Source organism: Streptomyces sp. NBC_01481 (assembly GCF_026339995.1).
GTDB lineage: Bacteria > Actinomycetota > Actinomycetes > Streptomycetales > Streptomycetaceae > Streptomyces.
Genome location: NZ_JAPEPT010000012.1, coordinates 1 through 11,177 on the forward strand (window position 1 = coordinate 1; position 11,177 = coordinate 11,177).

Here is an 11,177-nt window from a genome sequence, read left to right on the forward strand (position 1 = left end):
TGTTTCCGTACACTATCAGGCTTTTTCGGTCTTCCTGACCACCGCCCTGCGGGCAGGCAGAGGTTTAGACCAGTTAGTATCTCGGCTTGATAGGTGCTGCCGACCTCCGACTCAATGTCGCGTTGGGGTCAGGCAGGGGTACGACAGTACAGCTCGCCGAGAGATGAGGCAAATCGTTTCCGGTGCGCCCCTAGGTCCGCGAACTGGTAGCTCTCATGCGTAACTGGGACATCCAGCGACATACCCTTCTGAACAGTGCGTCGTCCAGGACAGGCAAGGACGGCGCCGTACGAATCTCCGCCCCTGGGAGGCTCCATGACCACAGTGACGTCCCCTATTGCCGGACGTGCCATCGGGCTCGCTGCCGTGCCGGACCCCGTCTTCTCCGGTGCGATGGTCGGTCCCGGTACCGCTATCGACCCCGTGCGTGAGCCGTCGGAGGCCGTCGCCCCCGTCGACGGAATCATCGTCTCCCTGCACCCGCACGCCTTCGTCGTCGTCGACGACCAAGGGCACGGTGTACTGACGCACCTCGGCATCGACACCGTCCAGCTCAACGGCGAGGGCTTCGAACTGCTCGTCAACAAGGGCGACACCGTCCAGCGCGGGCAGGCAGTGGTGCGCTGGAACCCGTCGGCCGTCGAAGAGGCCGGAAAGTCCGCCATCTGTCCCATCGTTGCGCTCGAAGCCACGGCCGACTCCCTCTCCGACCTCCGTGAGGGCGGGGACGTCAAGGCCGGCGACTCGCTCTTCGGCTGGCAGTGACGCCGGAGTCGCAATGACGGCTGGTCGGACATCCACCGCGGCGGCACGGGCCGTCGCTCAATCGGAGACGGGTGTAATGGAGACAACGCTGCGAGGCGTCGGCGTGAGCCATGGTGTGGCGATCGGCGAGGTCCGGCACATGGGTACGGCGGTTCTGGAGCCGCCGGCCAAGCAGATTCGGCCCGAGGACGCGGAGCGCGAACAGGGGCGCGCCCGCAAGGCCGTGGAGGCCGTGGCTGCCGACCTGATTGCCCGCGGCAATCTGGCGGGCGGCGAGGCGCAGGCCGTGCTCGAGGCGCAGGCCATGATGGCGCAGGACCCGGAGCTCATGGCCGACGTGGAGCGCCGTATCGCCGTCGGCAGCACCGCCGAGCGCGGTGTGTACGACGCGTTCGCCATGTACCGGGAGATGCTCGCGGGTGCCGGTGAGTACATGGCCGGTCGGGTGGCGGACCTGGACGACGTGCGGAACCGGATTGTGGCGCGGCTGCTCGGTGTGCCGATGCCCGGTGTACCGGACAGCGACGAGCCGTATGTACTGATCGCGCGAGATCTCGCGCCCGCGGACACCGCGCTGCTCGATCCTGCGCTGGTACTCGGGTTTGTCACCGAGGAGGGCGGGCCCACCAGCCACAGCGCGATTCTGGCGCGGGCGCTGGGGGTGCCGGCCGTGGTGGCGCTGCCGGGTGCCAAGGAGCTGGCCGAGGGCACACTCATCGCCGTCGACGGCAGTACTGGCGAGATTTTCGTCGAGCCGAGCCAGGAGAAGCGGGGCCGGCTGGAAAGAGCGGCGGCGGAGCGGAAGGCGGCGCTGGCCGCTTCCAGTGGGCCGGGAGCGACGTCCGACGGGCACAAGGTGCCGCTGCTGGCCAATGTCGGCGGGCCTGCCGATGTGCCCGCCGCGGTCGAGGCCGGTGCCGAGGGTGTCGGTCTGTTCCGTACGGAGTTCCTCTTCCTGGACGACAGTAAGCAGGCGCCGTCGGAGGAGAAGCAGGTCGAGGCGTACCGCAAGGTTCTCGAGGCCTTCCCCGAGGGCAGGGTGGTCGTGCGGGTGCTGGATGCCGGTGCGGACAAGCCGCTCGACTTCCTGACTCCGGCGGACGAGCCGAATCCGGCGCTGGGTGTGCGCGGGCTGCGGAGCCTGCTGGATCACCCGGAGGTGCTGCGTACGCAGTTGACGGCGCTGTCCAAGGCCGTCGCCGGGCTGCCGGTCTACCTCGAGGTGATGGCCCCGATGGTGGCGGACCGCACCGACGCGAAGGCGTTCGCGGACGCGTGCCGCGAGGCCGGGCTGCAGGCGAAGTTCGGTGCGATGGTGGAGATTCCGTCCGCCGCGCTGCGGGCGCGCTCGATCCTGCAGGAGGTGGAGTTCCTGTCGCTGGGCACCAATGACCTCGCGCAGTACACCTTCGCCGCCGACCGTCAGGTGGGTGCGGTGTCGCGTCTGCAGGACCCGTGGCAGCCTGCGCTGCTGGACCTGGTGGCGCTGTCGGCCGAGGCCGCGAAGGCCGAGGGCAAGAGCTGTGGTGTCTGTGGTGAGGCTGCCTCCGATCCGCTGCTCGCGTGTGTGCTCACCGGTCTTGGTGTGACCTCGCTGTCGATGGGTGCCGCGTCGATTCCGTACGTCCGCGCGACGCTGGCGAAGTACACGCTCGCGCAGTGCGAGCGCGCTGCCGCCGCGGCGCGGGCCGCGGACACGGCTGAGGAGGCTCGGGTCGCCGCGCAGGCGGTGCTCTCCGGCGAGTAGCCGGTGTGCCGTGGCTCGATTGCCTGATCGAAGGGGCTTCCTGCCGGAAACGGCAGGAAGCCCCTTCGGCGTTTCAGTGGTGGTTGTCCGGGTCGTCGGTGGTGATGGCGAATCCCGCGCAGTATTCGACGCCGGGCTCCGGGGACAGCGGCTCCCCGGTGTTGGTGTCGGTGCAGTAGGCGCTGAAGACCTCGCCCGCGGTGAGCGGGACGAGGCTGCCCTCGTGGAGCCGCCAGCCGTGGAGGCGGTCGGGGGTGCCATCAGCGCTCGTACGCAGAACTACTCCCCCGGGCGTTTCGAGGGCGATACCCGTGGCGAGGACGGTCACGAACTCCGCGCCCTCCGAGGCGTCCAACTGGGCCTGTGCGTCGGCGGCACCCTCGGCATGGAGGACGGCGACGAGCTGTTCGTCGGGGGCGGGGATGCTGCAGACCATGTGGTGGCTGCCCGGTCCGGCCGCTTCGAGCAGGCTCATCAGGATGCGGGTGGCCCGGTCGAACGCGGCACGGCCGATGTCCTGGCCGCAGTCGGCGCAGTTCCCGAGGTCGGCAAGGAGCATCGTCGCGTACTCCCAAGTGGCCTGGCGCACAGCCTTGTTGATCAGCTGGGGCAGCAGGCTGGTGACCGGCTGTCCGGTGTACGCCAGGGTGGCGCCGCGGGCCGCGATGGCGGCGGTGTAGCGGCTGCGGCTGAAGGCGGCGTCGGGGTCGAGGCTCGCTTCGGTGCAGTACTCGGCGAAGTCTTCGGGGTCGAAGAGGCCGACGGTGGTGTGCAGTTGCCGGGAGGCGAGGGTTTTCAGCAGCGCCTCGATCTGCCGGAGGTACGTGGGGTGGTCGTCGAAAGTGAAGGTGCGGTACTGGCGCATCGCGCTGAAGTCGTACTCGTCGGCGATGAGGCCCACGGTGCTGGGCACTTCGCGGCGGAGGGTGCGGCGCAGGGATGCGGTGGTCTTGTTGCGCCGGCGCGTGGACTGCTTGGTGTTTGCCATGTCTCCCCCTGTGTCGATTACTGGTGACTCACCGTAATCGACGGCACTGACAACGGGGCTTCTGGCAGCTTGTTCCGTACGAGACCGCTCTGCGCGAAGCAGGTGGCGACCAGTCCGGCACCCATCAGGACCCAGCCTGCGGGGCCTGCGGCGATGACGCCGGTGACGATCAATGGGCCCGCGCTGCGCTGGGCCGATGCGGCCACTCCATGCACTCCGAGGTAGGCACCCTGCGCTTCGTCGGGGGCGAGGGCGACAGAGAGTTCCCAGGAGATGGTGGCGTGGATGATCTCCGCCAGGGTGAGCGCGGCTGCGGCCAGGACGAGGGCGGTGATCGCGAGCCATCGGCTGCCGACCGCGGAGGCGCTCATCGCGAGGGTGCCGACGGCGAAGGCGGCGGCGAGGGGGACCAGCAGCCGCCGTGCCGTTCGCGTCGTGGCGCCGAACTTGGCTATGGGGATCTGCAGGGCCACGACCATCACGTTGTTCAGTACGAGGAGCAGTGGGGCGAGGCCGTGCGGAGCGTCGGTGGCGTGCACGATCCAGAGCGGTAGTCCGACCATGAAGACGGCGTCGTCCAGGAAGAGCACCGTCTCACTGGCCACATACAGGAGATAGGTGCGGTCGCGCCAGGGGTTCGCGGGCTTCACCCGGACCGTCTCGCTGCCGGAGCCGGTGACGACACGCGAGGGTGAAGGGGCGTCACCGCAGCGCAGGGTGAGCAGTGCCGCGGCGAGGGAGCTGATCGCGTTGCCCACGAGGAGAGACTGATATGCGGCGGTGGTACCGATGCCGAGCGCGGCTGCGGCGGCCAGGCCGCCGATGGCGAAGCCGGTGTTGCCGACGGTGCGGTTCAGGGCCTGATAGCGAACGCGCTGGGAGCCCGTGATGCGGGTGGCGTAGAGCTTGGTGAGGACGTTCGCGCCGCGGTCGCCAACGCTGGCGAAGGCCGCGCAGACGAGCAGCAGGGCGTAGTGGTCGGTGGTCAGCAGGGCCAGGCCGGCGAGGGCGCGCAGGAGTTGTGCGGCGATCAGGACGCGGGTGACGGGCAGCCGGTCGGCGATGCGGCCGGCGATCGGTGCTCCGGCGATGCCGACGCCGGCCGACAGCGCGATGAGGAGGCCCACTTCGGTGAAGGAGAGGCCGGTGACGTAGGTGAAGTAGAGGGCCTGCGTGGCGGTCCACAGGCCGTTGCCCGTCTTGTCGACCATGGTGATGGCAAGCATGCGGCGACCGTCACGGCCGCCTGGGATGCGGTTCTTGAGTGTGTCTTTGGGTGTGTCTTTGGGTGTGTCTTCGAGTGCTGCCCGGCTCTTCGGCAGGCTCACCGGTCCCCCCCTTGACGCGAGTTATGTATCGGTACATAGTTCATTACGTGGCAACACAATATTCGATCAGTGGTACGACCGCCAAGGGGATCGCCGCGTCCGTCGAACGGGCTGTGACGGACGGCGGTTTGGGGCCCGGCGACGCGCTGCCGCCGGTGCGGCGGCTCGCGGACGATCTCGGGGTGAGCCCCGGGACGGTCGCCACGGCGTACAAGGAGCTGCGGCAGCGCGGGGTCGTGGTGACGCGCGGGCGGGGCGGAACTGTGGTCGCCGCCGCGCCCGCGGTCGCTTCCCGGCGGCCTCCGAAGGTGCCCGATGGCCTCCGGGACCTGGCCGGCGGGCACCCTGATCCGGCGTTTCTGCCGGATCTGCTGCCACCGGCGCAGCTCTCCCCCGGTTCCCGTTCGCACCGTTCGGCCCCGCGTCTGCCGGAGCTGGAGGAGGCTGTACGGGCCTGGATCGGCGGCCATGGGGTGCCGGTCGAGCACGTCACCTTCGCGCACGGCGCGCTGGACTGTGTGGCGCGACTGCTGTCCACCGAGCTACGGCCGGGCGACACGGTGGCCATGGAGGACCCCGGCTACCACCACCTGCTGGATCTCGTACAGGCGTTGGGCCTGCGGTCGGTGGCCGTGCCGGTGGACGACGAGGGCATGCGTCCCGAGGCGCTTGCCGCGGCCGTACGGGCGGGTGCGCGGGCGGTCGTGTGCAGCCCGCGGGCCCAGAATCCGTACGGCGGATGTTTCTCGGCCGGTCGACGCGACGCGCTCGTCGAGGTGTTGCGGGAGACCCCCGAAGTGCTGGTGATCGAGAACGATCACGCCTCGGACATCGCGGGCGCGGAGCTCAACTCTCTTGCCGCGGGCGGGCTTTCACGCTGGGCGCATGTGCGGACCGTCACCAAGTTCCTGGGGACGGATCTGCGGTGGGCAGCGGCGGCATGCGACCCGACGACGCTGGCGCGGCACGACGGTCGGCTGCTGCTGACCTCAGGCTGGATCAGTCATCTGCTGCAGCGCACCGTACTCGGCCTGATGAGCGACGGGGACACGATGGGGCTGGTGGACAGGGCGCGTACGGCCTATGGAGAGCGGCGGCGGGCGCTGGTGGCTGCGCTCGGCTCGCATGGTATTGCCGCACATGGGGTGAGCGGGATGAATGTGTGGGTGCCGGTCGTGGACGAGTCGGGTGTCGTCAACGGGCTGCGGTCCAGGGGCTGGTGGGTCGCGGCCGGGTTCCGCTTCCGGATCGCCTCGGGACCGGGCGTACGGATCTCGACAGCGGGCCTTGAGCCGAGTGATGCGGTACGGCTCGCCTCGGACTTCGCGGAAGTGCTGGGCGAGTCCGAGGCGACGTACGGGGGGTAGCGGCCTTCGGCCGGGCCAGGCCCAGCACCTCAGCCGGCGGGCCGGCTCACCCGGCAGACGGGCCTGATCCGCGGGTGCGGGCCACGTTCTCGTAGAAGCGCAGCAGTTCCAGGTTGTCGACCGAGCCCGGGTTGACCGCCTTCGTCAGGGGCGTGCCCTGGAGCAGGCGCTTCACGGGGACCTCGATGCGCTTGCCCGTGAGGGTGTGCGGGACGCCCGGGACCTCGATGATGTCGTCGGGGACATGACGCGGGGAGAGCTGTTCGCGGATCGTCCGCTTGATGCGGGCGCGCAGGTCGTCGTCGAGAGTGGCGCCGTCGGCGAGGTGGACGAAGAGCGGCATCCAGTAGCCGCCGTCCGGTTCCTCCAGGCCGATGACCAGGGATTCGCGGATCTCGGGGAGGCGTTCGACGGCTTCGTAGATGTCGGCCGAGCCCATCCGTACGCCCTGGCGGTTGAGCGTCGAGTCGGAGCGGCCGTGGATGACGACGGAGCCGTGATCGGTGATGGTGATCCAGTCGCCGTGCCGCCAGACGCCCGGGAACATCTCGAAGTAGCTGTCGCGGTAGCGGCTGCCGTCGGGGTCGTTCCAGAAGCGGATCGGCATGGACGGCATGGGGTTGGTGACCACCAGTTCGCCGACCTCACCGATGAGCGGCTTGCCCTGGAGGTCCCAGGACTGGAGGTCTGTGCCGAGGCAGGCCGCCTGGAGTTCGCCGATGTGAACGGGCAGGGTCGGCACCGCGCCCGCGAAGCAGCTGCAGACGTCCGTGCCGCCGCTGACGGAGGCGATCCACAGGTCGCCCGCCACCTCGTCGTGCAGCCAGCGGAAGCCGTCGGGCGGGAGCGGCGAGCCGGTCGTCGCGACGCACTTGACCGCGGACAGGTCGAAATCGCGCGACGGGTGGACCTCTGCCTTGCCGCAGGCCATGACGTACGCGGCGGAGGTACCGAAGAGCGTGGCCTTGGTGCGCTCGGCGATACGCCACTGGGCTGCGGTGTCGGGATAGCCCGGGCTGCCGTCGTACAGGACGACCGTCGTACCGGTGAGCAGGCCGGAGACGAGGAAGTTCCACATCATCCAGCCGGTCGAGGTGTACCAGAAGAACCGGTCCTCGGGGCCGAGGTCGCAGTGCAGGCCGATCTGCTTGAAGTGCTCCAGCAGGATGCCGCCCTGCGACTGGACGATGGCCTTGGGCAGGCCGGTCGTGCCGGAGGAGTACAGGACCCACAGCGGGTGGTCGAAGGCGACCTGCTCGAAGACGGGCTCGACGTCCGCCGACGTGACCGCCGACCAGTCGAGAGCGCCCTCGGGGGCCTCGGTGCCGAGCAGCGGGATGTGGATCACCGCCCGCAGGGTGGGGAGCTCGCGGCGCAGCTCGGCGACCGTGTCGGTACGGTCGTGCTCCTTGCCGCCATAGCGGTAGCCGTCCACCGTGAACAGGACGACCGGCTCGACCTGCTGGAAGCGGTCCAGGACGCTGCGGGCGCCGAAGTCGGGGGCGCAGGATGTCCACACCGCTCCGACCGCCGCGGTGGCGAGCAGCGCGGTGACAGCCTGCGGGATGTTGGGCAGATAGCCGCTGACCCGGTCCCCCGGGCGTACGCCGAGGGCGCGCAGTTCGGCGGCGAGCGCGCCCACCTGGCGGCGGAGTTCGGACCAGCTGATCGGGGTCGGCTCATGTGTCTCGTCCACATGAAGGAGAGCGGGATCGTGGGGTCGCGCCTCGGCGGCGCGCAGGGCGTGCTCGGCGTAGTTGAGCGTGGCGCCGGGGAACCAGCGGGCGCCGGGCATGGCCCGGTCGGCCAGCACGCGCTCGTACGGAGTGGAGAAATGGACGTCGAACCATTCGGCGACCGCTTGCCAGAAGGTTTCGAGCTCGTCGATCGACCAGCGGTGCAGCGCCGCGTAACCGCCCTCGGCAGGGGCCCCGTGGCGCTCGGCGGCCCATGCCTGGAAGCGGGTGATCCGGGCGGCGGCGATGCGGTCGGGGTCCGGCTGCCACAGAGGGGCAGGGTTCGCTGCTGAGGTCATGGGGCGTCTCCGGGGTGGCTCTACGCGGTGTGTGCGTGTCTCGCGCGCACGAGCGGGGTGTGCGCGTGACACGGCTGACACGGACGATGCCACGTGATCGTCTTTCGCACCAGGGCTCCCCACCCATGGTCGGGCAAGGGAATATGTGCTCCCACCACGGGTGAACGGGAGTTGAACAAACCTCCGCACACCCGCGACCGGATGGCAGGCTGAGCTGCATGGACGGTCGTGGTGTGGTGCGCTCGGTGAGGAACTTCGGAACGATGCAGGGGCTGCGCGCGGCACGCTCGGCCTGGCGGCAGCGTCGGACCGATGCCCGGGCGCTGCCGGCGAGAGGGGCGGAACGGGCCAGAGTGCCCGGGCCGGTCACCGGGGCCGAACCACTGCCGGGCGGCGGGATCGTCCGGTTCGCCCGTTCTCAGCTGCGGATCCGGGTGGCTGCCGGCGGCGCGGTGTTCTGGGGCTGGGACGGCGTCGAGCCCGAGCCCTCGTACGCCCTCGACGGTGCCCCTCCCGAGCCGGACCCGCGGGCGGAGCTGGAGCCCGACAAGGACGGCGGCTGGCGTGTGGTGTCGGAGCGGGTGACGGTGGAGGTCTCCCGGCACGGCGCCGTGGAGATCCGTACGCCCGGAGGTGTCGTACTGCGCCGGGATCTGCCCCCGCGCTGGTGGGAGCCGGTGCGGGGCGGGCCCGCGCGATGGGTGCAGCGGACCGAAGTGCCCGCGGACGCGCGCTTCTTCGGGCTCGGCGGCCGGGCGTCAGGTCCGCGGCTGCGCGACGGCTCGTACCGGCTGTGGAACACCGACCCGCGCGGCAGCTTCGAGCCCGGCGACGACCCGCTGTACATCACCATGCCGGTCCAGCTGGTGGTGGCCGACGCGGGCACCCATCTGGCCTTCCACGACAACTCCTGGGACGGGCGGGTCACCCTCCGGGAGGGCGAGGAGGGCGCGGGTTCCGGGCACGACCGGCCGGGGACCAGCGAGGTGCGCATGGAGGGCGGGCCACTGCGCTGCTGGGTCGTGGTGGGAACACCCACGCGCGTACTGGCCGGCTGGACCCAGCTGACCGGCGCGCCCGCGGTGCCGCCGTCCTGGGCTCTCGGCCCGCAGCACGCGCGATGGGGGTTCGGCAGCGGGCAGGAAGTGCGGCGGATCGTCGCGGGCTATCAGGAGCGCGAGCTGCCGCTGTCCGCGGTCCATCTCGACATTGATCACTACGACGCGCATCAGGTCTTCACCGTCGACCGCGAGCACTTCCCCGATCTGCCGGGGATGGCGAAGGATCTGCGCGACGACGGGGTGCGGCTGGTGTCCATCGTCGATCCGGCGGTGAAGGCGGAGCGCGGGAACGCGGTGTACGACAGCGGTGAGGCGGCGGGGGTGTTCGTGCGGGACGCGGCGGGCCAGGAGGTCCGTGGCGTCGTCTGGCCCGGCGAGAGCGTCTATCCGGACTTCACCGATCCGGCGGCCCGCCGTTGGTGGGGAGACCTGTACGAGGAGCGGCTCGCGCAGGGCTTCTCCGGCGTCTGGCACGACATGAACGAGCCCGTGTCCTTCACGCCCTTCGGCGACATGACCCTGCCGCGGTCCGCCCGGCACGCGCTGGACGGGCAGGGCGGCGATCACCGCGAGGCCCACAACCTCTACGGCCTCACGATGGCTCGTGCCGGGTACGAGGGGCTGCGGCGGCTGCGTCCCGACGAGCGGCCGTTCCTCTTCTCGCGCTCCGGCTGGGCGGGCATGCAGCGGTACGGAGGCACCTGGTCCGGTGACGTGTCCACCGGCTGGCCCGGGTTGCGGGCCTCGCTCTCGCTGGTGCTGGGTCTTGGGCTCTGCGGGGTGCCGTACTCCGGGCCGGACGTGGGGGGCTTCGACGGCAGTCCGTCGCCGGAGCTGTATCTGCGCTGGTTCCAGCTGGGGGCGCTGCTGCCGCTGTTCCGTACGCATGCGGCGATCGACGCGGGGCGCAGGGAGCCGTGGGAGTTCGGGCCCACGGTCCTCGAGCACGCGCGGGCCGCGCTGGCCGAACGGGAGCGGCTGCGGCCCTACTTCGTCACCCTCGCGCATCTGGCGCGGCTGACCGGGGCGCCGTATGCGCGGCCGCTGTGGTGGGGCTGCCCGGAGGACCGGGTGCTGCGCGACTGCGAGGACGCGTTCTTGCTGGGTGACGCGCTGCTGGTGGCACCGGTGCTGGAGCGGGGGACGGACCGGCGGGCGGTGCGGCTGCCGAGGGGACGGTGGTACGACACGGCGACGGGCCGGGCGTACGACGGCCCGGGTCAGGTGCTGGTGGACGCGCCGCTGTCGCGTATCCCCGTACTGGCGCGGGGTGGCTCGGTGATCCCGGTGCGGGGGGATGACGGCGAGATGGAACTGGAGGTCTGGGCACCGGCGGAGGGTGGGGGCCTGGTGGTCGCGGACCCGGGCGACGGCTGGGAGCAGCCAGAGGTGGAGCGGTACACGACACGGCTGGTGGACGGGCAGGTCGTGGTGAAGCAGCAGAAGGGCGGGGGGTCGGCGCAGCCGAGGTGGCGGATGAGGGTGCGGGGGTTGGGAGCGTAGCGCCAGGGCCGGGGGTGGAGGTCTGGGGGTTCGGGGGTACCCGGTGCCGCGGGGTGCGGGTCTTGGGGTTCGCGGGTACCTGGTCCGTACTGTGTGGGCTTTGGGGTTCGGGGGTACCCGGTGCCGTTCGGTGCGGGTTCCGGGTCCCCTCCGGGCTCGACTCCTCGGCGTCGGTGGCAATCGGGCCGTTGGATTGGGCACCCGGTGTTGGCCGCCAATCGGGGGTTCGCCCGCGAAGCCACCCACCGGAGAGCAACCACCAACGCCCCCGGCCCACGCTCCCCACGGACGCTGGAAACGCGGGTGAAGCGGCGCACGAAAAACGCGAAAGCGTTTCACGATAAATGCGAAAACAAGGATTCATTCCCACGGTAACACGGTTA

At 70.5% G+C, this 11,177-nt stretch carries 7 protein-coding genes; 4 read left to right on the forward strand and 3 right to left on the reverse strand.

The features are described from left to right. Positions 1-315 precede the first annotated feature (315 nt). Positions 316-765 (forward strand): PTS glucose transporter subunit IIA, encoded by a 450-nt coding sequence (locus OOK40_RS35155; RefSeq protein ID WP_266489837.1) that lies wholly within the window; start codon positions 316-318, stop codon positions 763-765. 76 nt (positions 766-841) lie between these two features. Then, positions 842-2,512 (forward strand): phosphoenolpyruvate--protein phosphotransferase, encoded by a 1,671-nt coding sequence (gene ptsP, locus OOK40_RS35160; RefSeq protein WP_266489839.1) that lies wholly within the window; start codon positions 842-844, stop codon positions 2,510-2,512. Positions 2,513-2,585: 73 nt separating this feature from the next. Here ptsP and OOK40_RS35165 read toward each other — a convergent pair whose 3' ends face one another. Together OOK40_RS35165 and OOK40_RS35170 are read right to left on the reverse strand one after the other, a co-directional pair. Continuing rightward, on the reverse strand, positions 2,586-3,500 hold the full coding sequence (locus OOK40_RS35165; protein ID WP_266489841.1) for a hypothetical protein: 915 nt from the start codon (positions 3,498-3,500) through the stop codon (positions 2,586-2,588). Positions 3,501-3,517: 17 nt separating this feature from the next. After that, a complete protein-coding gene (locus tag OOK40_RS35170) occupies positions 3,518-4,726 on the reverse strand; it encodes an MFS transporter (RefSeq protein ID WP_266489844.1) in 1,209 nt (402 codons plus the stop codon). A gap of 149 nt (positions 4,727-4,875) precedes the next feature. Between OOK40_RS35170 and OOK40_RS35175 the strand changes: the two genes are divergently transcribed. Continuing rightward, positions 4,876-6,195: an aminotransferase class I/II-fold pyridoxal phosphate-dependent enzyme gene (locus OOK40_RS35175; RefSeq protein WP_266489847.1), complete on the forward strand. Its 1,320-nt coding sequence runs from the start codon at positions 4,876-4,878 to the stop codon at positions 6,193-6,195. A gap of 46 nt (positions 6,196-6,241) precedes the next feature. Here OOK40_RS35175 and OOK40_RS35180 read toward each other — a convergent pair whose 3' ends face one another. Next, the gene (locus tag OOK40_RS35180; RefSeq protein WP_266489850.1) at positions 6,242-8,230 is read right to left on the reverse strand and encodes an acetoacetate--CoA ligase; all 1,989 of its coding nucleotides are present in this window, start codon (positions 8,228-8,230) and stop codon (positions 6,242-6,244) included. Between the two features lie 218 nt (positions 8,231-8,448). Here OOK40_RS35180 and OOK40_RS35185 point away from each other — a divergent pair, with 218 nt between their 5' ends. Then, complete coding sequence (locus OOK40_RS35185) at positions 8,449-10,794, forward strand: glycoside hydrolase family 31 protein (RefSeq protein ID WP_266489852.1); 2,346 nt, start codon at positions 8,449-8,451, stop codon at positions 10,792-10,794. Positions 10,795-11,177: the final 383 nt, after the last annotated feature.